The sequence below is a fragment of the Rhodococcus sp. IEGM 1241 genome, assembly GCF_033142365.1.
In the GTDB taxonomy this organism is placed as follows: Bacteria; Actinomycetota; Actinomycetes; order Mycobacteriales; family Mycobacteriaceae; genus Rhodococcus_F; species Rhodococcus_F erythropolis.
Genome location: NZ_JAWLSE010000001.1, coordinates 726,748 through 750,347, shown reverse-complemented (window position 1 = coordinate 750,347; position 23,600 = coordinate 726,748). Strand labels below are relative to the sequence as shown.

The 23,600-nt window shown below is 63.1% G+C and carries 25 protein-coding genes and 1 tRNA gene; 9 read left to right on the top strand and 17 right to left on the bottom strand.

The features are described 5' to 3' along the window. Window positions 1–25 precede the first annotated feature (25 nt). Genes R4P70_RS03605 through R4P70_RS03595 form a run of 3 tightly spaced genes read right to left on the bottom strand, consistent with a single transcriptional unit; the run spans window position 26 to window position 2,915 of the window. The gene (locus tag R4P70_RS03605) at window positions 26–652 is read right to left on the bottom strand and encodes a lactate utilization protein C (protein ID WP_133727163.1); all 627 of its coding nucleotides are present in this window, start codon (window positions 650–652) and stop codon (window positions 26–28) included. Continuing rightward, window positions 649–2,169: a LutB/LldF family L-lactate oxidation iron-sulfur protein gene (locus R4P70_RS03600; RefSeq protein ID WP_133727164.1), complete on the bottom strand. Its 1,521-nt coding sequence runs from the start codon at window positions 2,167–2,169 to the stop codon at window positions 649–651. Before R4P70_RS03600 ends, R4P70_RS03605 begins: the two co-directional genes overlap by 4 nt. Then, window positions 2,166–2,915: a (Fe-S)-binding protein gene (locus R4P70_RS03595; RefSeq protein WP_317830404.1), complete on the bottom strand. Its 750-nt coding sequence runs from the start codon at window positions 2,913–2,915 to the stop codon at window positions 2,166–2,168. Before R4P70_RS03595 ends, R4P70_RS03600 begins: the two co-directional genes overlap by 4 nt. 98 nt (window positions 2,916–3,013) lie before the next feature. Here R4P70_RS03595 and R4P70_RS03590 point away from each other — a divergent pair, with 98 nt between their 5' ends. Further along, entirely contained in the window at window positions 3,014–3,724 is a 711-nt protein-coding gene (locus tag R4P70_RS03590) for a FadR/GntR family transcriptional regulator (protein WP_317830403.1), read from the top strand. A 53-nt stretch (window positions 3,725–3,777) separates the two neighbouring features. Further along, window positions 3,778–3,851 (top strand) — tRNA-Met (locus R4P70_RS03585). Between the two features lie 97 nt (window positions 3,852–3,948). On the opposite strand, the gene R4P70_RS03580 is transcribed toward R4P70_RS03585, so the two are convergent. Genes R4P70_RS03580 through R4P70_RS03545 form a run of 8 tightly spaced genes read right to left on the bottom strand, consistent with a single transcriptional unit; the run spans window position 3,949 to window position 10,924 of the window. Next, complete coding sequence (locus tag R4P70_RS03580) at window positions 3,949–4,575, bottom strand: TenA family protein (RefSeq protein ID WP_029256359.1); 627 nt, start codon at window positions 4,573–4,575, stop codon at window positions 3,949–3,951. Beyond that, the gene (locus tag R4P70_RS03575) at window positions 4,572–5,324 is read right to left on the bottom strand and encodes a glutamine amidotransferase (RefSeq protein ID WP_003939869.1); all 753 of its coding nucleotides are present in this window, start codon (window positions 5,322–5,324) and stop codon (window positions 4,572–4,574) included. The genes R4P70_RS03580 and R4P70_RS03575 overlap by 4 nt, the downstream gene beginning before the upstream one ends. Beyond that, window positions 5,317–6,366, bottom strand: a complete 1,050-nt coding sequence (locus R4P70_RS03570) for a phosphotriesterase (protein ID WP_317830402.1) — start codon at window positions 6,364–6,366, stop codon at window positions 5,317–5,319. Before R4P70_RS03570 ends, R4P70_RS03575 begins: the two co-directional genes overlap by 8 nt. Further along, complete coding sequence (locus R4P70_RS03565; RefSeq protein WP_003939698.1) at window positions 6,363–7,406, bottom strand: ABC transporter permease; 1,044 nt, start codon at window positions 7,404–7,406, stop codon at window positions 6,363–6,365. The genes R4P70_RS03570 and R4P70_RS03565 overlap by 4 nt, the downstream gene beginning before the upstream one ends. Next, window positions 7,403–8,173, bottom strand: coding sequence for an ATP-binding cassette domain-containing protein (locus R4P70_RS03560; protein ID WP_003939830.1), 771 nt, complete (start codon window positions 8,171–8,173; stop codon window positions 7,403–7,405). Before R4P70_RS03560 ends, R4P70_RS03565 begins: the two co-directional genes overlap by 4 nt. Window positions 8,174–8,175: 2 nt before the next feature. Continuing rightward, entirely contained in the window at window positions 8,176–9,183 is a 1,008-nt protein-coding gene (locus R4P70_RS03555; protein ID WP_317830401.1) for a substrate-binding domain-containing protein, read from the bottom strand. Beyond that, the gene (locus R4P70_RS03550) at window positions 9,180–10,079 is read right to left on the bottom strand and encodes a carbohydrate kinase family protein (protein ID WP_317830400.1); all 900 of its coding nucleotides are present in this window, start codon (window positions 10,077–10,079) and stop codon (window positions 9,180–9,182) included. Before R4P70_RS03550 ends, R4P70_RS03555 begins: the two co-directional genes overlap by 4 nt. Before the next feature lie 2 nt (window positions 10,080–10,081). Continuing rightward, window positions 10,082–10,924: a BtpA/SgcQ family protein gene (locus R4P70_RS03545; RefSeq protein ID WP_317830399.1), complete on the bottom strand. Its 843-nt coding sequence runs from the start codon at window positions 10,922–10,924 to the stop codon at window positions 10,082–10,084. Window positions 10,925–11,158: 234 nt separating this feature from the next. Here R4P70_RS03545 and R4P70_RS03540 point away from each other — a divergent pair, with 234 nt between their 5' ends. Beyond that, on the top strand, window positions 11,159–12,184 hold the full coding sequence (locus R4P70_RS03540) for a LacI family DNA-binding transcriptional regulator (protein ID WP_317830398.1): 1,026 nt from the start codon (window positions 11,159–11,161) through the stop codon (window positions 12,182–12,184). Here the strand turns inward: R4P70_RS03540 and R4P70_RS03535 are convergent. The 4 genes from R4P70_RS03535 to R4P70_RS03520 all read right to left on the bottom strand — a co-directional run bounded on the left by R4P70_RS03535 (window position 12,145) and on the right by R4P70_RS03520 (window position 16,246). Further along, window positions 12,145–13,227, bottom strand: a complete 1,083-nt coding sequence (locus R4P70_RS03535) for a M20/M25/M40 family metallo-hydrolase (protein ID WP_029256364.1) — start codon at window positions 13,225–13,227, stop codon at window positions 12,145–12,147. The genes R4P70_RS03540 and R4P70_RS03535 overlap by 40 nt on opposite strands. 26 nt (window positions 13,228–13,253) lie before the next feature. Beyond that, window positions 13,254–13,871 carry a sortase domain-bontaining protein gene (locus tag R4P70_RS03530; protein ID WP_113682620.1) on the bottom strand — a complete coding sequence of 206 codons (618 nt, stop codon included), beginning with the start codon at window positions 13,869–13,871 and terminating at the stop codon, window positions 13,254–13,256. Then, entirely contained in the window at window positions 13,843–15,540 is a 1,698-nt protein-coding gene (locus R4P70_RS03525; protein WP_317830397.1) for a hypothetical protein, read from the bottom strand. Before R4P70_RS03525 ends, R4P70_RS03530 begins: the two co-directional genes overlap by 29 nt. 133 nt (window positions 15,541–15,673) lie before the next feature. Next, entirely contained in the window at window positions 15,674–16,246 is a 573-nt protein-coding gene (locus R4P70_RS03520) for a peroxidase-related enzyme (protein ID WP_317830396.1), read from the bottom strand. A gap of 154 nt (window positions 16,247–16,400) precedes the next feature. Between R4P70_RS03520 and R4P70_RS03515 the strand changes: the two genes are divergently transcribed. After that, complete coding sequence (locus tag R4P70_RS03515) at window positions 16,401–17,279, top strand: AraC family transcriptional regulator (RefSeq protein ID WP_317830395.1); 879 nt, start codon at window positions 16,401–16,403, stop codon at window positions 17,277–17,279. Window positions 17,280–17,342: 63 nt separating this feature from the next. On the opposite strand, the gene R4P70_RS03510 is transcribed toward R4P70_RS03515, so the two are convergent. Together R4P70_RS03510 and R4P70_RS03505 are read right to left on the bottom strand one after the other, a co-directional pair. Then, the gene (locus R4P70_RS03510; protein ID WP_007730017.1) at window positions 17,343–17,990 is read right to left on the bottom strand and encodes a CoA transferase subunit B; all 648 of its coding nucleotides are present in this window, start codon (window positions 17,988–17,990) and stop codon (window positions 17,343–17,345) included. Next, on the bottom strand, window positions 17,987–18,733 hold the full coding sequence (locus tag R4P70_RS03505) for a CoA transferase subunit A (protein WP_007730016.1): 747 nt from the start codon (window positions 18,731–18,733) through the stop codon (window positions 17,987–17,989). Before R4P70_RS03505 ends, R4P70_RS03510 begins: the two co-directional genes overlap by 4 nt. Before the next feature lie 172 nt (window positions 18,734–18,905). Between R4P70_RS03505 and pcaH the strand changes: the two genes are divergently transcribed. From pcaH to R4P70_RS03480, 5 genes are read left to right on the top strand one after another with little or no spacing between them, the layout of a single operon-like run. After that, window positions 18,906–19,625 carry a protocatechuate 3,4-dioxygenase subunit beta gene (pcaH, locus tag R4P70_RS03500; RefSeq protein ID WP_070795617.1) on the top strand — a complete coding sequence of 240 codons (720 nt, stop codon included), beginning with the start codon at window positions 18,906–18,908 and terminating at the stop codon, window positions 19,623–19,625. Then, entirely contained in the window at window positions 19,618–20,259 is a 642-nt protein-coding gene (gene pcaG / locus R4P70_RS03495) for a protocatechuate 3,4-dioxygenase subunit alpha (protein WP_317830394.1), read from the top strand. The genes pcaH and pcaG overlap by 8 nt, the downstream gene beginning before the upstream one ends. Window positions 20,260–20,270: 11 nt before the next feature. Then, window positions 20,271–21,599, top strand: coding sequence for a 3-carboxy-cis,cis-muconate cycloisomerase (pcaB, locus tag R4P70_RS03490; protein ID WP_019745505.1), 1,329 nt, complete (start codon window positions 20,271–20,273; stop codon window positions 21,597–21,599). Next, window positions 21,596–22,777: a 3-oxoadipate enol-lactonase gene (pcaD, locus tag R4P70_RS03485; RefSeq protein ID WP_020970944.1), complete on the top strand. Its 1,182-nt coding sequence runs from the start codon at window positions 21,596–21,598 to the stop codon at window positions 22,775–22,777. The genes pcaB and pcaD overlap by 4 nt, the downstream gene beginning before the upstream one ends. Next, window positions 22,774–23,598, top strand: coding sequence for an IclR family transcriptional regulator C-terminal domain-containing protein (locus R4P70_RS03480; RefSeq protein ID WP_007730008.1), 825 nt, complete (start codon window positions 22,774–22,776; stop codon window positions 23,596–23,598). Before pcaD ends, R4P70_RS03480 begins: the two co-directional genes overlap by 4 nt. The last annotated feature ends 2 nt before the right edge of the window (window positions 23,599–23,600 follow it).

Below are 23,600 nucleotides of genomic sequence, written 5' to 3'. Positions count from 1 at the left end.
CCCCTGAGTTCCCGCTCGGCGGGAATCAGCCATCCACGATCACGACGTGCAGATTTCGCGGACCGTGTACACCTTCGACGCGTTCGAGTTCGATGTCGGAGGTTGCCGACGGGCCGCTGATCATGGTGGTGGGACGCTGCGGCGTCAGCCGCGCAATCGCCTCCGGCACTCCCACTTCCACACTGCTGCGATACACGACGCAGATGTGTGTGTCCGGTACCAGCGTCAACGCACGGCGCCCCTGCGATGGACCGGCGTCGAGGAAGATGGTGCCGGTTTCGGCGCACGATACCTTCGAGCCGGTGACAACGGCGTCGAGGTTCTCGAGTTCAGGAGCCGGTACGTCCGGGCTGTCCACCACCAGCGTTCCGTCGAATCCGGCTACCCATGATCGGTCGAGGCCGGCGGGGATTCCCAGTGTGTGTAGACCGTGCACCCTTAGTATTCCGGTGACGGTCTCGGCGATTTCCATCGCCGCGCACTGGTGGACGTGCGCCTTGTAGTCCTCGAGGCGGTCGACGAACAAATCGATGAGCTCCCCGTCTGGCATGGTTCTGCCAGTCCGGTAGTTTCGCGGTATCTCGCCTTCGCAGGCGGGCGCCAAGGTGATGGCATCACGAATGCGTCCGAGCACCACGTCACGTGAATTCATCTGTCTGCCTTCCCGTCACGACGAGCCTCGTCCAATGCCTCGCGGCCTTCGTCGGAGTCCCACCAGGATCGGAAGGTCTGCTTGGGCGGTGCGGGAATGTCTCTGGCAGCTGTCCAACCGTTCAGTGGAGGGGGCAATGTGGAGATCTTCCCCTTCTTGCCGGCCACGACGCGTCCGAGCCCGGCAGCTTTCTGAGCCAGCGTCCACCTGCCCTCGGTCGACATCGCCAGAGATGCGGCTTTCATCGCCAAAGACTCTGCCGTGACACCGGATTGCTCGACCTTCTGGTGCCGCAATTCGACCAGCAGCGACGGGATGTCGATCTTGACCGGGCAGGCGTCGAAGCACGCACCGCACAGACTCGAGGCAAAAGGAAGAGTCGAATTCGGATCGTCTTTGCCATGCATGCCCGCGAGCTGCGGAGTCAGTACCGCGCCGATCGGTCCCGGATAGGTGGATCCGTAGGCGTGGCCACCGGTGCGCTCGTAGACCGGGCACACGTTCAGGCACGCCGAGCACCGTATGCAGCTCAGGGCTTCCCGCCCGATCTTGTCGGCAAGCGCGGCGGTCCGGCCGTTGTCGAGGAGGACCAGGTGAAATTCCTGTGGACCGTCGTCAGGCGTCACGCCGGTCCACATGGAGGTGTACGGGTTCATCCGCTCCCCCGTCGACGACCGCGGCAACAGTTGAAGGAAGACCTCCAGATCCTGATAGGTCGGCAGAATCTTCTCGATGCCCATGACGGTGATCAGTGTTTTCGGCAGCGTCAGGCACATTCGCCCGTTGCCCTCCGACTCCACGACGGTCAGAGTGCCCGTGTCCGCGATGCCGAAATTGGCGCCGGAGACAGCGACGGGCGTCGTCATGAACTTGTGGCGTAAGAACTTTCGTGCAGCTGCGGCAAGTTCGGCCGGGTTCTCCCCGAGGTTCGGATCGACATCGGGCATCTCACGCAGGAATATCTCTCGAATCTCGGACCTGTTGCGATGGATCGCAGGAACCAGGATGTGCGACGGTTTGTCGTGGCCGAGCTGGACGATCAATTCCGCGAGATCGGTCTCGTAGGCGATGATTCCCTGGGTTTCGAGATGCTCGTTGAGACCGATCTCCTGCGTTGCCATCGACTTGACCTTGATGACCTCGTCGGAGCCGGTGGCTTTGACAAGCTCGGTCACAATGGCGTTGGCCTCGTTGGCATCCGCTGCCCAATGCACCTGCCCACCGCGAGCGATTACTGCAGCTTCGAACTGTTCGAGCAGTTCCGGCAACCGCGCCATGACGTCGGCTTTGATCGCCGAACCCGCATCCCGCAGCTCCTCCCAATCGGGAAGCTCTCCAGTCACGTTGACGCGCTTGGTACGGATGGTATGCGTCGCCTTGCCGATATTTCGTCGCAGTTGCGCGTTGGCCAGCTCGTGATGTGCTGCGACGGGGAACTTCTCAGTACCTCGCAGGAACCCTGCACCTTCGGGTGACCTCGGCGGAAAGCTGGGCAGACCCAGCGTCACAGCGCTCATGCGTGCACCCGGCTTTCCACCGATGCCAGAATCTCCGCGAGGTGAATGGTCTTGGCGCCCATCTGCAGTCGTGACATCCCACCGCCGATGTGCATGAGACAGGACGAATCTCCGGCGCTGCAGAACTCTGCGCCGGTGTCGGCCACATGGCGAATCTTGTCAGCCAACATGGCCGTCGACGTCTCGGCGTTCTTGATGGCAAACGTGCCGCCGAAGCCGCAGCAGGAATCTGCTTCCGGGAGTTCGACCAGATCGATGTCGCGGACGTTGCGCAGCAACTGAAGTGGTTTGTCTCCCACTCTCAACATGCGCAGTGAGTGACAGGTCGGGTGATAGGTGACCCGGTGCGGGAAGTACGCGCCCACATCGGTGACACCGAGAACGTCCACGAGGAATTCCGAAAGCTCGTACGTCTTTGCCTTCACGGCCTGCACCTGCCCACACAGCGACGCGGTGCCGTAGCGCTCGGCAACGATCTCGTGTTGATGACGGATCGAACCGACGCACGATCCCGATGGTGCGACAACCGCGTCGATCGACGGGTCACCGAACGTATCGGCGTAATTCGCGACCAGCGGCAGCGCTCCGGGCTGGTAGCCGGTGTTGACGTGCATCTGCCCGCAGCAAGTCTGCCCGGACGGAAACACGACGTCGTGCCCGAGACGGGCGAGCAGGAGGGCGGTGGCCTTGACGGCGTCGGGAGACATCGTGTCCCCGATGCAGGTGGCGAACAGCGCTACTCGCATGTGGTTCCCCGCAATCTGTCGGTGTGGTCTGACCACAGTAATACATCCCTGGACAGGCCACCCCGCAAACGGCGTCCACCCGGTTATGCTCTTGCCTCATGCCGACCGAGCCGAGCCCGCGAGCGTGGGAACAAGTACTGAGCCACCTCGAACGTCGGCTCGTTTCAGGCGAGGTGTCTCCTGGCCAGCGCCTGCCGGGAGAGAGAATTCTGGCAGCAGAGTTGGGCGTCGGACGGTCATCGGTCCGAGAAGCGTTGCGGGTCATGGAAGCACTCGGCCTCCTCAAGGCGCAGACTGGCTCCGGCCCGACGTCCGGCGCGATGATCGTGGCCAAACCGACCGGCGGCATGACCATGCTGATGCGGATGCAGGTTGCAGCACAAGGATTTCCGGTCTCGGATGTGGTGAAGACACGACTCGTTCTCGAATCCGAGGTGATGCAGTCCCTGGCATCACGGACCCCGACACCTGACCTCAACGCAGCCGTCGAACTGCTCGACTCGATGGATGACGTAGATCTGTCGGCCGAGGAATTCCTACTACTCGACGCGCAATTCCACGTAGCACTCGCCGACGCGGCGGGCAATCAGGTGATCGCAGCCATGATGACCGGCCTACGAGAGTCCATCGAGGCCTACGTTCTCGCGGGCGTGCAGATCGACAGCTGGCCGAGCACCTGCATGCGACTGCGTCACGAACACCGAGGATTGGTCGATGCGGTCAACGCGGGTGACGGCGAACTCGCACGTCAGCGCATAGCCGGACACATCCGCGGTTACTACTCGGAAAGCGCTCACTCCAGCCGGTGACAGGGGGTGGTAATTGCACCTCCAGAAGTCGTGTACTGTTGGTTTCACACCGACGCGGGGTGGAGCAGCTCGGTAGCTCGCTGGGCTCATAACCCAGAGGTCGCAGGTTCAAATCCTGTCCCCGCTACAAAGAAGAGGCCCGTAGGTTGCGAAAGCGACCTACGGGCCTTTTGCTGTGCGCCTTTATTAACCGCCGGGGGTTAATAAAGGCGCACAGCAGTGGTTCACACCGCCACGTTGTGAAAATCGATCTCTGCGGCCAGCATGCCGGAGAACCACCGATCCAGGTCCTCGTCGGTGACGGACTCGGGCATGGCGTCTACCTCGCACGCCAGCACCGCCACCTGAGACACGAACGGCGGAGCGACATGCATGTCTACCCAGTCCTGCAACGCTGGTTCGCGCTGTACGTTCACTGCCGCCGCCTCCCGACACCACGACAGATACAGGGTTTCCGCGGCGTACATGCCCACCAGGGCCGCCGCCCTGCCCTCTTCGCCAGCGAGGGTCAAGGCATGCGTCGACAGCACAGACGACTCCTCGACCAGAGCCGCTGCGTCCCCCGCGTACGGGAAGCGGGAACGCAACTGCGCGAAATACTCGCGCTGTTCGCCCACCAGGTTCGACATCGACGTCACGTGGTCGAGCGCGTCGTCGAGCGTCGGGGATTCGGCGACCACCAACCCCAACACCTTGACAGCCGTCAGTACGAATGCCTCTTCGATCACGAGGTACCGGCGGAATCCCTCATCACTCAACGTCCCGCCGATGGTGTCCTCGATGAATGGAACCGCCCGCGCGGCAGCGAGATTACTCTGCTGCCGCGCGAGCAGGTCTGAGGAGCGACTCATTCGCCGGCGACCCAACTGATCAAGCCGTCGAACAGGTCGGTGTATCCGGGCCACTGCTCACAGAACTCCGGCGGAGCCCAGTGCGGCGAGCAGTCCGAGGTGAAGACGATCGACCGTCCGGCGCCGTATTCACCGGCAGCGACAAGCGGATCGCCGTTGATGGTGGCGGGAACCACGGCACCGTCCTTCGCGACGACGCGGTTGTATCCCAGGAGCGCCGGCCAGGAATCGCCGGCACCACCGAGAGCCGGGTGAGCAGCATCGACAACGGTGGGAACGATCCCGGCCGGTGTCTCGACGCGATCGTCTTCGGCCAGCATCGTCACGGGCAGTACCTCGGCGATCGCGGTCTGGCGGAAAGCTGCTCGCGCCTGGAACCCGGAGAACGAGAGGTAACCACCGATCATCATCAGTGAGCCGCCGGCGTTCACCCAGTCACGTAGCGCGACAAGACGGTCCTCCCCGGCGCGGAACTGGTCGAACACGCCGGGAGCCAGCTGCAGCGAGTTCGCTCCGATGTCGGAGAGAACGACGACGTCGAACTGGGACAACGCTTCTGCGGTACCGGGGAACTGCGTCGGCACCAGGTGTGCGGGCATGTGTGTCACGTCGTGGCCACGTGAGGTGAGCGCATCCCGAAGCGGACCGACTCCCTCGACGTAGGAATGGACACTGAACTCGTCGACGCCCTTGACGTGCGTCGACGTCGTCATCCAGCTCTCGCCGGCGATCAGTACTCGTTTACCCATGACTGCTTCTGTTTCCTTTCGCGGCCTGCTCGAAGAGCGACCTCGGGTTGTCTCGCATCAGTGCGGACACTTGCTGGGGATCTACGCCTGCGCGCACCAACCGGGCGGCGAAGACGAGTGGTACGTAGGAGAATCCGTTTCCGCCGTGCTTTCTGAGCATTGATTTGAGGAAGAGGTCGTGACTGAGCAGGAGCTGTGATACGCGACCGGAGGTGACCAATCCGGCTACCGCAGTGGCTGTTTCCGCCGGATGCGGAGAAAGACCCTCGCCGGGGAAATCGAAAGGCATCCCGATCATGTCGAACTCGAGAAAGACACCGCGGTCGGCGAGCGATCGTTGGTAGTCGGCGTCGTGTCCGGACGGGTCCATGTGGCACAGGACCACTGCTTGCGGATCGACGCCCATCTCGTCGACCACGATGTCGACGACGTGATGTCCGACGCGCTGCCATCCCGGAAGGTGGACGAACAGGGGCACGTCCACCTCGCGCTGGGCGATGCATGCCGCCCTCAACGCTTTCGCCTCGTTCTGAGTGAAGAGCGGGGAGACTCCGATCTCCCCGATCACGCCAGGTGCCAATTCCTTTGCCGGATCGAACTCCTCGACGAGCGAACCTGCCAGATCGTCGACACCGAGTTCGTGGACCTCGACCGGATGGGTCGTCTCGAGGTACCACCCTGAACCCATGATCACTCGCACGTCTGACTTTCGCGAGAACTCCGCCAACTTCTCCGGTGCCCGGCCCAGTCCCGGCGGTGTCAGATCGACGATCGTCCGACCACCGAGGCGGGCGAAGTCCACAAGGTCTTCCACCACGGCCGCTGCGTCGTCGACTCGACAATTGTCGAGACTGTAATACGGATTGTCGTGAAGAAGCCAGCCATCCTCGGCGCGTACCGGACCGGCCAACCGCTGTGCCACAACCGGATCCGGGGCCTCGGTGTACGCACCGGTGACGTCGTTGTGCAGATGTTCGTGTGGGAGAACCAGTCCGAGTTCCGAACTGTCCACAGTTCCCGTGACAGTACGAACCTTGCTCATGAGCGTGCAGGCCCCGAGGGTGCGGACTGCAGGTGTCGCCACAGCGCGCTCAGGGTGTGTCCCCGCATGTTGATCCAGATGGCCAGTAGCAGAACGACACCGGTGATGATCGGCGTCAGGAATGGGCTCACGCCGAGCAGGGTCAGTCCGTTGGCGATGATTCCGGTCAGGACGGCGCCGATGACGGTACCGATCACGGTGCCGCGACCGCCGAAGAGGTTGGTGCCACCGAGAACCACCGCGGTGATCACCGTGAGCTCGAATCCCGTTGCGGAGTTGGCCGAACCCGAGCCCAGTCGAGCCGCGATCAGCAGTCCCGCGATACCGGCAGCCAAGCCGGTGAAGACGAGCGTCATCATGAGCACACGACGCGTGTTGACGCCGGACCGTCGCACGGATTCGACGTTGGATCCGATACCGGTGACGTAGCGCCCGAAGCGCATGCGGTTGAGCGCAATTGCTCCGATGACCACGACAACGAGAGCAATCCAGGCGCTGGCGGAGAACCCGAGGAACTCAGCAGTTCCGAGCTTCGCGAAGTAAGTGTCGGCCGGAACCGGAACGGAGAATCCTTCGGTCCGATACAGCGCGATACCGCGAATGACGGACATCGTCGCCAGAGTCACGATGAACGGCGGAATGCCCTGATAGGCAGCGAGCCATCCGTTGACCAGGCCCCAGGCCGCACCCATCACCGGGGCGGCGACGAAGACCAGGGACGAATCGACGCCGGCCTGGATAAGCTCGGCACTCATCGCCGCGACGAACGCGACGATCGCACCGACGGACAGGTCGATCTGACCTGCCGTGATCACGAAAGTCATCGCCACCGCGATGATCAGAACCGGAGCGATCTGGGTTGCCAGGTTCGACAGGTTCGTGAATGTCAGGAACGACGACGTGGTCGCCGAGAAGACGGCTGCGACAGCAACTGTCACCGCCAGCATCGCGAGGGTGGGCTTGTTGACGCTGTCCCACAAGGAGGGTTTCGCGGCGAGCTTGCGCTCGATCGGCGCCTGGGTCTTCTCGAGAGTGGTCATGCCGTGGCTCCCTGTGTTGCTGCCGATGTCCGTTGCGGCACCGGAGTTCGAGTGATGAGTCCGACGAGGGACTCGATGTTCAAGTCGCCGATCGGAACGTCGTCGACGCTCTGCCCCTCGTACATGACCGTGATTCGGTCACATACGCGGAACAAGTCCTGCAGGCGGTGTGTCACGAGAATGACGCCCACTCCGGCCGCTGCGACGTCCGTGATCAGCTTGAGCACCGACTCGACCTCGGCGACGGCAAGCGCTGCGGTGGGTTCGTCGAGGATCAGTACGTCTGGCCGAAAGGAAACAGCGCGGGCGATCGCGACGGTTTGCCGCTGCCCGCCGGACAGTTGCCCGATCTCCTGGTAGGTCGACTTCACCTTGACATGAAGGTCGGCGAGAATGTGAGCCGCCTTCTCGTGCATGGCATGCCGGTCGAGGAATGGACCTTTTCGCGGTTCTCTGCCGAGGAACAGGTTGCTCGCGACGTCGAGCGTGTCGCACAGCGCCAGGTCCTGGTAGACGATGCCGATCTTCTTCTGCTGCGCGTCGAGCGGCGTCGAGAAGCGCACTGGTTCACCGTTGACGCGCATTTCGCCGCCGTCGTGCTGGACGGCGCCCGCGAGGATCTTCATCAGGGTGGACTTGCCGGCGCCGTTGTCGCCGACGACTCCGAGTACTTCACCCTTCGCCAGCCGAAGGTCAACACCTTGAAGGGACTTCACCGGTCCGTACGACTTGGTGATGCCCGAGAGTTCGATCAGTGGAGGTGCCATGATTACTTCTCCAAGTAGTACATGTAGTCGGCTACGTTCTCCGGGGTCACGATCTGGGTGGGGACGGGGATGTTCGCCGGAGCGCCGCGACCACAAGCCAGGTCGATTGCCGAATTCATTGCCTCGTGGCCGAATTCGAAGGTGTTCTGCTGGACCACGCCTTTAAGCCAACCGGCTTTGAGTCCGCCTACCGCCTGATCCGAAAGATCCCAACCGACTGCTTCGATGCGATCCTGCGCCTTCTGACTGTTGACCGCCGCAACGAGTCCGATCAAAGCCGGCTCGCCGGTTGCGTAGACGTACTTCATGTCGCCACCGCCGGTCAGCAGGTTCTCCGCTGCGGTCTGTGCGTTCTCCTGAATGTTACGTCCGTCCACGACGGTGCCGACGGTCATTCCGCGGCCGGTCACGGTCTCAGTGAAGCCCTTCTGCCGCTCCAACTGGACAGTGCTGTTGAGCGCGCCGACGATACCGACCGTTCCGGTGTTGTTCGCGACGTCGGCCAAGGTGTTTCCGATCTTGGCACCGCCCTCGGCATTGGCCGTACCGACCTGAGTCGACAGCGCTGGATCGTCGATGGTCGCGTCGACCGCGACGACGGGGATGCCCGCGTTCTCGGCCTTGACCACCGACGGCTTGATTCCGTCCGTGTCGATTGCATCGACGATGATCGCGTCGACTCCGGCGGCGATCAGATTGTCGAAGGCGTTGGCCTGCGCCACGGAATCGTCGTTGCCACTGATGATCTGCAGGTCGACACCTGCCTTGTCCGCGACGTTCTTGGCGGCATTGTTGATCTGGTTGAAGTACAGCGCCTGAAGGTTGATGGTCACCAGACCGACCTTGAGCTTGCCGTTCGTCCCGTCACAGCTTTCGGCGACTCGGGTCGGCTGCGGGATGGACGAGCCACCCGATGCGTCCTTCGAGTCACTCGACGAAGCCGAGTCACAAGCGGTGAGCGTGAGCGCGACTGCAGCTCCCAGCGCCAGAGGCAATGCACGTTTCATCATCGAGTCTCCAAAAGGGTGTGAGGGGTCAATGTTGCTGTGAAGCTGTCCAATTCATCTCGGGTGGGGCATCCGCGGGGTCCGGCAGTGGCGCAAGCCAAGGCAGCCGAGGCTCCCGCGAGTCGTGCGGCGTCCACCGGTGAGCACCCGGCGTCGACAAAAGCGATGTACGTACCGCCGAAGCAATCACCGGCCCCGACGGCATCGACGACGTCGACCACTACTGCCGGTTCGCTCGTCACCTCGCCGTCCGGTGTGGCCAGTGTCCAACCTCGCGAGCCGTCGGTCACCAGCAGGTGTGTGTTGTGCTCGGCGGCCAGTGCCTGCCACTGATCGAAACCGATCCCGAACTCGCCTTCCCACAGGGCACGCCCTACGACGACGTGGTCAGCGAGCGCGAATGCGCGCAGTGCCGCGGCTTTGTTTTCACAACCGTCCAGATCGATTACCAGACTTACGCTTCCCGGCAATCCCTCTGGCAGGAAGCCCGCACGGTATCCGTCGAGGAACAGCCGTCCACCACCGGCAGCAGCCAATCGGGTGATGACAACTCCGATGCGTTCGGCATCGTTCGGGTCGTCTTGACTGATGATGGAGCGATCGCCGTCCTGCGCGATGAGTACAACTGCCGTCGACAGGAACGCATCTCGCGGCGACCAACTGGTGTCGACGCCGTCAGTCTCGAGGGCTTCGAGAAACTCGGTGGACCGCGCATCCGGGCCCACGGCACCGGCAAAGATCACCTGCGCGCCCATTCGGGCTGCGGATACCGCAGCATTTGCATTCATTCCACCGTCGATCTGACTGATGGCCGTTGCCTGCACGCGCTCTCCGAGCACCGGTACATGTGGAACATGTACCGTCACATCGTTGTTGGCGTATCCACAAAAGACAATCATGGTTACTTTCCTGCGGCCCGGGACAGTTCGCGGACCTTCTCGCCTGCGACCCGTCCCCACCAGCGTCCATTGTCCTTCACCGAGGATGCAACTATGGCGCCGTCGCATTCCTTCATCAGCGCTGCGACGTTGGCAGCCGTGATGCCGGATCCGATGATCACGGGAAGAACGGTGTTGTCTCGGATCACGGAAACCTCGTCGACCGAAGCGGCGTCACCGGTGCGCGAACCGGTCGCGATCAGGACATCTGCGTCGAAGAACTCGGCGTCTTCGGTCTGTTCCGCGACGGTGCGGTCCGCAACAATGGCATGCGCACCATGCTTGACGTGCACGTCAGCGAAGATCCGGACCGGGTCGGCGCCGATGCGATGGCGAAAGCGCGTCGTCTTGGCCGCCTGACCCTCGATGAAGCCCTCATTGGCAATGTAGGCATTGGCCCACTGATTGACGCGCACAAAACTCGCGCCTGCCGCCCACGCCGCGGCCACTCCGCACTCGCCGGCGTTGGACAGGATGCTGACGCCGACGGCCTTGCCGAACTCACCGACCACCGCTGCCGTGATGACTCCCATGCTGGCGGCGGTTTCGTATCCGTGTTCGCCGGGCTTGAGGAACGGTATGTCCCAGTGATTTTCGACGATCACACCGTCGAAACCGTTGTCGACGTACGCGTGCGCTTCCTCCACAGCGAAGCGAGCAATTTCCGAAACCGGCTGCCCGGTGTAGTGCGGGCTGCCCGGCAGAGCAGGGAGGTGGATGGCCCCGATGAGAGAAGGCGTGCCGGTGAGCATCTCTGCCAACGCCGAGGGCTTGGGCGGAAAGACTCCGAGCGGTGATGCGGTCACTTCAGCTACCCCATTCCATGCGCAAGATTTGCGCTGTATGTCCATGCACAAGATCTGCACACGATGTAATCGATTGCCTTGATGAATTAGCAGGTTATGCGATCAACACCGGGTTGTGTCAAGGATTTCACAATTCGAATTTGTAAACGATTGCCTCAATCGCGTTACATGCGGGACACTGGACCGTGCGGTTCGATAACCTCGGACCCGAATCGAGCAGAAAACGGGGGACGCATGCGCAAGGCGACCATTCGCGATGTCGCGGAACTGGCCGGGGTCTCGACTGCCACCGTGTCGCGAGCACTGTCCGGATCCCGCCCTGTCTCGGACGAGCTTGCAGCGACGATCAAACGAGCCGCGGATTCTCTCGGATACTCGGGAAACATCATCGCCAGCTCACTGCGTCGCAATCGGACGGACACTGTCGGCATGGTGGTTCCCAGTATCGCGAATCCCTTCTTCACTTCGCTGGTGGTCAACGTCGAACACGTCCTCGCTCAGCGCGGCCTACAACTGTTCCTGTGCGATTCTCGTTCCGATCCCGACGTGGAAGCGCAGCGGCTCAAGTCGCTCGTCTCGCGGCAGGTGGACGGAATCATCATCAGCCCGTGCCACGGCGAATTGAGTGCCGAAGCAGTACGAGCCAGCGCAGCAACGCTTCCGGTCGTTCAACTGGACCGGTTTGCAATGGATACCCAGACGGATTGGGTCGGTGTCGACGACGACGCCGCTCAATCACTCGTGATGGAGCATCTGTCCGAGCGCGGCGCGCGATCGGCTGCCTTCATCAGTTCCGAGCTGACCAATTCGTCGACCGAACTTCGCCGGGCCGGATTCTTCCGCCATGCGGATCGAATGGGAATCGAAACTCGTGACGAGTGGACACAACTCGGCGAGTATTCGATCGAATGGGGACGCACGGCGTCCAACACCATCCTGACCGGCAAGACTCGCCCCGACGCCTTGGTCTGCGCCGACGACCTGATCGCGCTCGGTGTGCTGCAGACCTGCCACGCATTGGGCATCGACGTCCCCGGCGACGTTCTGGTCACCGGTTTCGACAACATCCCCTTCTCCGCACTGTGCAATCCGCCGTTGACCACCGTCGGACAGCCGCAGGAGAGAATCGCGGAAGAAGCTGTGCGACTTCTGGATCAGGCGATGAACAACTCTTCCGAGTCGACAGCCCACATTGCGCTTGCTCCTGAACTGATTGTCCGTCAGTCCACCGTCGGCCAAGCAGCAGCCACGGCACCGTAGGCAGCGATCGCATCGTCCAGTTCGGACACCTTGACGCTTTCGTTGGCCGCATGCATCAGCGAGGGAGTGCCAGGGCCCCAGATCACGACGGGAGCGCCGGGGGCGGCCGCTGCCAGCACCGAAGCGTCGGTGAAGTACGAAACCGGTTCGGTTGCAACAGGGATCGGCAAGGTGGCCAACCACGGATCCGACGCGTCGGTACGCACACCTCCCAGGTGAATCGACGTCTCCACCGAGTCGACTTCCGGTTGGGCGCGCCACCATGCAAGCAGGTCTGCGCCGTCTCCCACCGTGCGGTGATCGATCACCGCACGTGCATTGTCCGGCACGATGTTCGGAGCCGAACCGCCGCCGACCAAACCGAGGTTCCAGGTTTCGGCGCCCAGAAACGCGTCGGACGACAGCGGAAGCTCACGCCGAGCTCGATCGACGACGTCAAGCAGTTTGAGGACAGCGTTAGTTCCTCGCTGCGGCGTACTCCCGTGCGCGGCTTTTCCTTTGACGGACACTTCGAGCCACAGTGCACCGCGGTGCCCCAGGTTGATGCGATTACCGGTCGCCTCGGGAACGATGACAGCCCCGACCTCGAGATTCGCCACGGCGTCGGCCGAACGAACGGCCCCGAGCGATCCGATTTCCTCGTCGCTCGTCAGCAGTAGTGCGACCGGGACTCCACGTTCGAAGGCGTCGACAACCGCGGCAGTAGCGGCAACAAGGCCGGCCTTCATATCCGATGTCCCTCTGCCGAGGAACAATTCGCCGTCGACCTGTGCGGCGTACGGGTCGAACTCCCAGTCGGAGACAGTGCCCACTGGCACCGTGTCCACGTGGCAGGCGAACAGTAGTCTGGCTGCCGAGGGTGCAGCCTCGTTGGTGATCAAGGCCCAGGGATGATTGCCGGTCAGGTCTGACTCCACCTTCGCCTGTGGCGCACGTGAGAGAACCAACGAGACAATCGAATCCATCGCCCGCCGTTGAGGAGCGGCCTCCCCCGAGACCGTGTCGAGAGCTACCAGTTCCGAGAGAAGTCCGAGGGAATCCATGTCCCTATTCTTGCACTGCCACGGATTCAGTGCGCTGCCAGCTGGGCGATGACGACGTAATTGTCGTCGGTCGACTCTCCTTCGACGACATCACAATTGGCGAGGATCAACCGCCCGGGAACTGATTCACGCAACTCGTGAGTTCCCAGCAGCGAACCTTTGTGCAGCGGCCCGACGGTTTCGACGTCGTACTCGAGTGTGCCGTTCGGTGTAGCCAGGAGAATTCGATCGCCCGGCTCCACTACCCGGAGCGCCCGGAACGGTGCTTCGCGAGTGGTGTAGTTGTGCCCGACGACAACAACGGTCTGTGTGGTCTCCGTTCCCGGCATTCCGCTCTCGCCCCACCACACCGGCAGTTCGTCGACGGGATTCAGTTGCTGCCCACTCTCGCCGCCGCGCATCAGTTTCTCCGAGTGCAACGGACTGCTCAGGTACGTGACCCCGGACGCAGACCTCAACTCGATCCTCTCGGGTTCTGCCGGATCGACGGTCACCGAAGCCGGTGCAGCCGCGATATGCGACTGCACCGGCGAGCGGTCAGGTAGCGATCCCGCATTCTCGCCCGAACATCCGGATGCGAGGAGGGCGAGGATCGCTACCGCCGAGAGGCCGGCGCTACGCAGACGTGTTGCCCGGGCCGTCATGACGCTTGCGACGAACAACCACCGTCGTAGCTGCTGCGGCGGCAGCGCCCACGACTCCGACGCCGATCAGTACAGCCGGCAGGTTGGAACTACTGCTGCCGCTGGTACTGCTGCTTGCAGTGTCACCGAGAGCAAGTTCGACGGGGGGCAGGCTTCCTGCAAGTGCCGGATCGCCGTCGGCATCGGTGACGTAGTAGTCGACGACGTCGAAGGCGCCCTTGTTGTTGTAGTAGCCGACCAGCTTGACGCCGGTCTTGTTCACTACAGCGGTGGTCTCGTCGACCTTCGTGACTCCGGAGCCGTCGTCGGTGTGCTCACCGATGATCACTTCACCGCCGACGCCTGTTCCGTTGTCGATCTCCTTCTCGCCCTTTGCCTTGAGCTCGTCGACGATCTTCTGCGCTGCATCAGCTTCGGCCTTTGCGGCGGCTGCGGCGGCCTGAGCTTCCTTGGCCTTTGCTGCGGCGGCGTCGGCTGCGGCCTTCGCGTCTTCGGCGGCCAGGTAGAGATCCTGCGCCTTCTTGCTCGCCGCTTCGGCAGCTTCGGCCTTCTTGGCGGCTTCGGCAGCCTTTTCGTCGGCGATGGCTCGCTTGTCGGTGGCGGCCTCGCCCGCAGCATCGGCCTCGGCCTGGGCCGTCTCCGCGGCCTTCTGCGCAGCCTCGGCGTCCTTTCGTGCGGAAGCCGCAGTAGCTGCCGCTTCATCAGCAGCCTTACGGGCGGCAGTGGCAGCTTCTACCTCGGTGGCGGCTGCGGACTCGGCTGCCTTGGCCGTGGTTTCGGCGGCGGTGGCCACCTTCTGAGTCTCCCTCACAGTGACTGCAAGCTGCTTGGCATTCCAAGCCGCGGCCAACGCTTCGGCCTTCGCAGCGAACGCCTTCGCGAAATCCCAGTTCTTGAGAGCTTCCTCGGCTTCCTTGTTCTTGTCCGCAACCAGCTTGGCGTTTGCATCCGCGGCAGCCTTCGCCTCATCTGCCTTGGCCTGCAGAGCATTAGCCTCGGCGCGAGCCTGTGCCGCCTCCTCGGTCTTGGTCCCCGAACCGGCGGCCTTCGCAGCTTCCTCGAGTTCAGCAGCCTTGGCTGCAGCCGCATCAGCTTCTGCCTGAGCTGTTTTTGCTACCTCCTTGGCATCGGCTGCAGCGGACTCCGCAACCTTGGCTGCCTCTTCGGCTTCGTTGGCAGACTGTTCCGCGGCCCCTGCCTCCGCCTTGGCCTGCGTCGATTCGACCGCCGCCTTGGTTGCCTCGACGCTCGCCTGAGTCATTGCCTCGGTCGCCTTCACCGAAGTGTCTGTCGCTGCGGACGAGTCGACCCCTGCCGTCGCGGCTGCTTCGGCGGCCTTCGCTGCCGCGTCGGCTGCTGCTTTGGCTTTCGCTTCGGCTTCCGCCAGTGCTGCGGCGTCCGTACCTGCGGTTTCGGCACTGCCCGCGCCCGCGACGCCGGCTTCAACCTTCTCGGGTGTGGTCTCGGTGCTCGTCGCCGCGTCGGCGTCGGTGGTGGCAGCTGCCTCTTCCTCGGCGCAGGTCACCAGCGGATCGGCACTCGGGGTACACACGGTTTCGGGCTCTGCCGATGCAATTCCTGTGCCGCCCACCGCCAATCCGAGAGCTAGTACGGCACCGGCGGCCGCAGAGCGGACCCTCCGAGAATGGGCGATGGACTTCTCCGACATAGCGCTCAACCTTTCGGCCTTCTTTACGAAGACGGCAATTCCGGCGTGGACAGCCTTTACTTCGTCGGCCGAGTTCCAGACGTTACGACCGGTCGGTCCGAAAAATTGAAAGCTTATGTTCGAGTGGCAGGAATCAGGACCGCGGAACGCGCCCCATCAGGTAGAACTCCGGATTGGGCAGCATGCCGGAGAAGCTCGCCATGCGATTGCTCAGCCCGAAGAATGCAGTGATCGCGGCGATGTCCCACGCGTCCTCGTCGCCGAAGCCGTACACACGGAGGGTGTCGAAGTCGACGTCGGCGATTTCGTGTGAGGCGGAGTTCACCTTGGTGGCGAAGTCGAGCATCGCGCGCTGACGATCGGAGATCTCTGCGGTGCGATAGTTGACTGCAACCTGGTCGGCAACCAGCGGCTTCTTCTCGTAGATACGCAGAATCGCGCCGTGCGCGACAACGCAGTACGTACATTTGTTGGCCGCAGAGATCGTGGTGACGATCATTTCTCGATCGCCCTTGGTGAGTGCGGAATCTTCCTTGAGCATGATCGCGTCGTGGTATGCGAAGAATGCCCGGAACTCGGCTGGCCGCCGAGCGAACATCAGGAAGACGTTGGGCACGAACCCTGACTTCTCCTGGATCTCGAGAATCCTGGCGGCGATGTCCTCGGGCACCTCGGTCAATTCAGCCTGCGGAAAACGGGTGCTCACTGTGCCTCCTGGTCAACCATCGATGTTCGATTCAAGATAATGATGATTAACTGAGTTGTCCAGATGCATTTCCTGCCCTACTTTTTCGGGCACGGATAGTCGGGTACGGCCCAAGTGATCTGCGTAGCGTGAAACCCGTGAACAGGAAGACACGATGATCGACGGACTGAACCGCGCGCTCGACTACATCGAAAGCAATCTGAGCGGCGAGATCGACACAGCCGAGATGGCAAGGCTGGCAACCACCTCGGAGTATCATTTTCGGAGGATGTTCTCAGCCCTGGCCGGCATTCCCGTATCCGAATACATCCGTCGACGTCGACTCACCCTGGCCGGTGCCGAGTTGTCCGTCAGCAGATCAGGAGTGTTGGAGACCGCCGTGAAGTACGGCTACTCGTCCGCGGAAGCCTTCACACGAGCGTTCACCGCATTTCACGGCGTGAGCCCCGGCGCGGTCAAACGCGCTCCCGCCGTTCTCAAATCACAACCGAAACTTGTCATTCACGTGACACTGGAAGGAGCCACACCGATGGACTACATGCTTGTGGACAAACCTGCCCTGACGGTAGTCGGGTTCAAGACCCGGGTTCCACTGGTTCACGAAGGTCCCAACTCCGCCATCGAAGATTTCACCCGCTCCGTGGACAAGGTCGCGCTGCGCGGGTTGCGCGAGCTGTCCGATCAGGAACCGGCGGGAATCGTCAGTGTCGTCGACAATTTGGCGCATCCCAGAACCGAAGGTACAGAACTGGATTACTACCTGGGAGTGGTCACCGGCAAACCTTCACCCACGGGTTTCGATGTGCTGACGGTCGACGCACACACGTGGGCCGTGTTCACCGCCGACGGGTCGGCAATCGAATCTGTGCAGTACTTGTGGCGCGATATCTACACGGAATGGTTCCCGGCCAACCCTTTTCGCTCCGTACCTGGTCCCGAGATCATGCGTACCGAATACAACGACGATTTCACCGTCGCACGGTTCGAGCTCTGGATTCCGGTCGAGAGCGAGCTGAGGGACGTCGGGGCGTAAAACAGCCGCCGGGTCGGATGGAAGTCACGACCCGGCGGCTGAGCCATCAGATGAAACATACTGTCAAAGAATCAGTTTCGCTCCGGTGGCAGCAACCACGTCCTCGACGCTGATGCCCGGCGCCGTCTCCACCAGGCGGAGACCGTCGTCAGTCACGTCGATCACGGCCATGTCGGTGATGATTCGCTGGACACAGCCCTTACCGGTCAGCGGAAGCGAGCACTCCTCGACGATCTTGTGCTCACCCTTCTTCGAGACGTGCTCCATCATCACGATGACGCGCTTTGCGCCGTGGACCAGATCCATCGCGCCGCCCATGCCTTTGACCATGTGGCCGGGGATCATCCAGTTCGCGAGGTCTCCGGTGGCACTGACCTGCATGGCACCGAGCACGGCAACGTCGACCTGGCCGCCGCGGATCATGCCGAACGACGCTGAGGAGTCGAAGAACGACGCACCGGGGAGAACGGTGATGGTCTCCTTGCCCGCATTGATCAGCTCGGGATCGAGTTCGTCCTCGGTCGGGTACGGCCCCACGCCCAGAACGCCGTTCTCCGAGTGCAATACAACGGTGATGTCGGTCGGGAGGTAGTTCGGAACCAGCGTCGGCATACCGATGCCGAGGTTCACGTACTGCCCGTCCTCGAGTTCTCGCGCGACGCGGGCCGCCATCTCTTCGCGGGTGAGTTTGGTGGGTAGTACAGAAGTCATGCTCGTACCGTCCGATTCTCGATGCCGACCGTCACGGGGCCGACGTGGACAACACGCTGAACGTGAATGCCCGGCGTGTGGATCTCGGCAGGGTCGAGCTCACCCGGCTCGACGAGGTGCTCGACCTGCGCAATGGTGATGCGCCCCGACGTTGCTGCAGCCGGATTGAAGTTCTGGGTACTCGCGCGGTAGACGAGGTTGCCGTGCCGGTCACCTTTCCAGGCGTGGACCAGTGCATAGTCGGCGACGATGCCGCGCTCCATCACGTAGGTGACGCCGTCGAAGTCACGAGTTTCCTTGGGCGGACTGGCAACTGCGATGCCGCCGTTGCCGTCGTAACGCAGTGGCAGGCCACCGTCGGCGACCTGGGTGCCGACGCCGGCCGGGGTGAAGAACGCGGGGATGCCCGCTCCCCCGGCGCGCATGCGCTCGGCGAGCGTGCCCTGCGGCGTGAGTTCGACTTCCAGCTCACCGGAAAGGTACTGACGCGCGAACTCCTTGTTGGAGCCGACGTACGAGCTGACAGTACGACGGATACGCCCCTTCTCCAGAAGCACTCCGAGCCCGAACCCGTCGGTGCCGCAGTTGTTACTCACCGTTTCGAGTGATGTCGCGCCCTGCTCTAGGAGCGCATCGATGAGGATTTCCGGCACTCCGACGAGCCCGAAACCTCCGACAGCGATCGTGACGCCGTCCGGCACGTCGGCGACGGCCTCGGCAGCAGTGGGAATGACTTTGTCCATCATGTCGATCACAGTAGCGCGGTGCGTACGTATTGTGAACCCCCGTGCGCATCACGAACATTTTTCGCCCCCCGGCATTGCCTGGGTCACATCTACGAACTATTCTGTTCGCAGAGCGCAACACATGTACACATTGCGAACAACTTCACGTAACCGAACGACGAGGTTCCCTATGCTGCATCTACCGCCGAGGTACCAGCGGCCGACTGGCGTCAACGCCCCGGCCGATTTCGCGGACTACAAGACCACTTCCCTTCGCCACCCGAAGCAACCGCTCAAGCTGCTCCCCCAGCGCCTCACGGAGCTCACCGGGCCGGTATTCGGCGAAGATCGCGTCGGCGCCGGCGAAAACGACCTGACCATTGCCAACGGCGGCGAAGCACAGGGACAGCGCATCGTCGTTCACGGCCGTGTACTCGACGGCGACGGAAAGCCGGTCCCCCACACACTGCTCGAGGTGTGGCAGGCCAACGCCGGTGGACGCTACCGCCACACCGGCGACAACTGGCCCGCGCCGCTGGACCCGTTCTTCAACGGGCTCGGTCGCTGCGTGACCGACGCGAACGGCCACTACAGCTTCACCACGATCAAGCCGGGCGCCTACCCGTGGATGAACCACGACAACGCCTGGCGACCGGCCCACATCCATTTCTCGCTGTTCGGCACGGCATTCACGCAGCGCCTCGTGACGCAGATGTACTTCCCCGACGATCCGATGTTCTTCCAGGACCCGATCTACAACTCAGTGCCCGAAGAAGCCCGTCACCGCATGGTCAGCGTCTTCGACTACGACGCCACAGTCCCCAACTGGGCTCTCGGGTTCCGCTTCGACATCGTCCTGCGCGGCCGTAATGCCTCCGTATTCGAAAACGAGGAAGACCACGATGACTGATCGCACCGCGAAGCCCGCACCCACTTATCCGGTCGTCCCCGGCAACTTCACCACTGCCCCCTTCGGGGTCACGCCCTCTCAGACCGTCGGACCGTACTGGCACATCGGACTCCCCTGGACGGACGGCCCCGACGCTGCCCCGACCGACACCCCCGGACGAATCACGCTGGCCATCACGGTGATCGACGGCGCCCGCACACCCGTCGCCGACGCGATGATCGAAACATGGCAAGCCGATACGCTCGGGCGCTTCAACCATCCGGACGATCCCCGCGGCGCAGTGGACCTCACTCCGGCGGGTTTTCGCGGATTCGCCCGCAGCGCAGCAGATTCCACCGGCACCGCACTGGTCCACACCGTCAAGCCCGGAGCGCAGCCCACTGAAACGGATGCGGACGAGGCGCCGCACGTCAACGTGTCGGTCTTCGCTCGCGGCATGCTCGACCGCCTGGTCACCCGCTTGTACTTCCCCGAGGACACCGACGCACACGCAACAGATCCGGTGCTGTCCTCACTGAGCGAAACCGAACGCGCGAAGTTGGTTGCAACCAAGGTCGACGGTGGGTACTCCTGGACGGTCTATGTTCAGGACGAGGACGCGAACGGCGTCGAGACGCCCTTCTTCGAGTTGTAAGAGGAGTACACATGCCCACTCGCGGCGCACTGTTCGACCCGGTGTTCGGGGCCACCCGAGTATCGGAGCACCTGTCCGACCAGGCGTGGGTCACCGCGTTGCTCGACGTGGAGGCCGCACTGAGTTGTGCGATGGCCACTGTCGGGTTGGCCGACGGGGAACATTGCGCCGCGGTGGCGACCGCCGCAGCTGAACTCTCACAACCGGGCGGCCTGGACATCGTGGCGCTCGGCCGCGCGTCGGCCACCGGCGGAAATCCCGTCATTCCGCTGGTGAAGATGCTGCGCGAAAGGGTGGGACAGGAAGGTGTGCCTGCCTCCGTGGTGCACCCGGGCGCCACCAGTCAGGACATCATGGACTGTGCGCTGATGCTGTTGACGCGACGCGCGGGCACAGTGGTTCTGGCCGACCTGACCCGCGCCGCCGATTCCGCCGCCCACCTCGCCCGCATCCATCGCTCTACTCCGATGGTCGCGAGAACCCTGGGACAACAAGCACTTCCGACCACCTTCGGGCTACTGGCATCGAGTTGGTTCACCGCACTCGACGCCGCAGCGATTCGTCTCGAAATCGTGCTGTCCACGTTGCCGGTTCAATTCGGCGGAGCCGCAGGAACACTCGCTGCGTTGTATCCCGACGGGCTCAGGATCGCGGACGCGCTGGCCGACGAACTCGGTCTGGCCAGGCAGGTCACTCCCTGGCACACCGACCGCGTGACCATCGCAGAACTCGCGACCACACTCGGTATCGTCGCCGGCGCCGTTTCCAAGCCCGCCACCGACATCACCGTCATGGCGTCCACCGAGCTGTCCGAGGTTGCCGAGAGCGCTCCGGGCGGCTCATCGGCCATGCCGCACAAGCAGAATCCGGTTGCCGCGATCACCGCCCGCGCGGCAGCGCGACGTACTCCCGCCCTGGTGGCCACAGCCCTGTCGAACATGGATCACGAATTCGCTCGCGCCGCAGGCCCCTGGCACGCCGAGTGGGAAACCGTCACCGATCTCCTGCGTCTGGCAGGCGGAGCAGCGCACCAGCTTTCCGTGAGCCTCACCGGCCTGCAAGTACACACCGAGTCGATGGCTCGTAATCTCGACATCACCGGTGGCCTGATTCTCGCCGAGCGTGTCACCAAGGCCCTGTCCGCACACACTGATCGAGCACGCGACATCGTCACCGCGGCAGCCACTTCCGGAACCAGGTTGGATCGTGATCCCGCCATCGCAGAGCACCTGAGCGAAACCGAGATCGCCGAACTACTCGACCCCGCACACTATCTGGGCCACGCCACCGATCTGGTCGACCGCGCCCTCGCCGAACGCCCCACAGGAGGATCTCGATGAGCGTCGCGCTCAACTTTCAACAGACCGGCAATCCCGATGCCCCGGCAGTGGTTCTCCTGGGTTCACTCGGATCCGATCTGTCCATGTGGCAGCCGCAGATTCACGCGCTGTCGAATCGCTACCGCGTCATCGCCGTCGACCATCGCGGCCACGGCAAGTCACCGGTGCCTGCGGGCCCCTACTCCATTGCCGATCTCGCCGGCGATGTCATCGCTCTCCTCGATTCGCTCGAACTCGAGTCCGTACATCTCGTTGGGCTCTCCCTCGGCGGCGCTGTCAGCCAATGGATCGCCGCGCACCACCCCACTCGCGTCGAGACGTTGACGTTGATGTGCACGTCCTCGCAGTTCGCCCCGGCTCAGCCGTGGATCGATCGTGCGCAGGCTGTCCGTGCGGACGGCATCGCGTCCATCGCGGCCGCCGTCGTCGGACGCTGGTTCACGCCGGGACTGGCCGAAAACGATCCGGAGCTTGTCGCCCGCCACGTCGCGATGGTCGAAGCCACACCCGACGAGGGTTATGCCGCCTGCTGCGAGGCGCTTTCGATGTGGGACGGCCGCGCCGACCTGGCCCGCATCGTCGCTCCGACGCTCCTCGTCGCGGGCGAGCAGGATCCGTCGACACCTCCGGCGACGTTGAGCGCGATCGCCGACGGAATCGCCGATGCGGTACTGCACGTGGTCGATCCCGGCGCACACCTCGCCAACGTCGAACAGGCCGGGCGCGTCACCAAACTGCTTGCAACGCATATTGCCTCGCACACATCTGCGCTCGCCCAACGTAGCGCCGCGGTATCGGCAGGTATGACCGTACGACGTCAGGTGCTCGGCGACGCCCACGTCGATCGTTCCATCGCCGGTGCCACCGAATTCACGGCCCCGTTCCAGGACTTCATCACTCGCACGGCGTGGGGCGACATCTGGTCACGCCCCGGCCTCGATCACCACACCCGCAGGCTCCTCACTCTCGCGATCCTCACTGCCGTCGGCAACGAACACGAACTCGACATGCACATTCGCGCTGCGCTGCGTGCCGGGATCGATCCCGACGAACTCGTGGAAGTATTTCTCCATACCGCGGTTTATGCGGGTGTGCCGAACAGCAACTTGGCTTTTGCGCTGGGAAAGCAAGCACTCGCAGACCTCTCGGCCGAACCTGAGGAGAACGAGACGACATGAGTGAGAACAGCAGCGAGCAAGCGCCGGGCCCGTCACCGGACTACGTGCAGTCGCTGGCACGTGGACTGTCCGTCATCAAGGCTTTCGACGGTGAGCACCCGCGTCGCACCCTCAGCGAGGTTGCCAGGCACACCGATCTCACGCGTGCGACCGCTCGCCGCTTCCTGCTCACGCTCGTCGAACTCGAATACGTACGTACTGACGGTTCGGTGTTCTGGTTGACGCCCCGTGTCCTCGAACTCGGCTACAGCTACCTCTCCAGTCTGTCCCTTCCCGAGATCGCCGGGCCGCATCTGGAAGCCTTGTCCGCCAAGGTCCGTGAATCCACGTCCGTGTCGATCCTCGACGGTGACGACGTCGTGTACGTGGCCCGTGTTCCGGTCAGCCGCATCATGACGGTTTCCATCACCATCGGCACGCGCTTTCCCGCGTACGCCACATCCATGGGTCGAGTTCTGCTCGCCGGCTTGCCGGACGACGCACTGGACGCCTACCTCGCCCGAGTGTCCTTCGCCCGCCTGACCGGCAAGACCATCTCCACCGCCGACGGTCTGCGTGCCGAACTCGAGAAGATTCGCGCCGACGGATTCGCGATTGTCGATCAGGAACTCGAAGAGGGTCTGCGCTCGCTCGCCGCACCCATCCGGGACGCAACCGGTGATGTGGTCGCGGCTGTCAACATCTCCACCCAAGCCGCCCGCTACAGCGCCGAAGCTGTTCGCGGTGAACTGGTTCCGGCCGCAGTCGCCACCGCGGACGCCATCTCCGTCGATCTCGGACGTACTCAGTCGTCCAACAATCACTCGGCAGCCACTCGCTGACC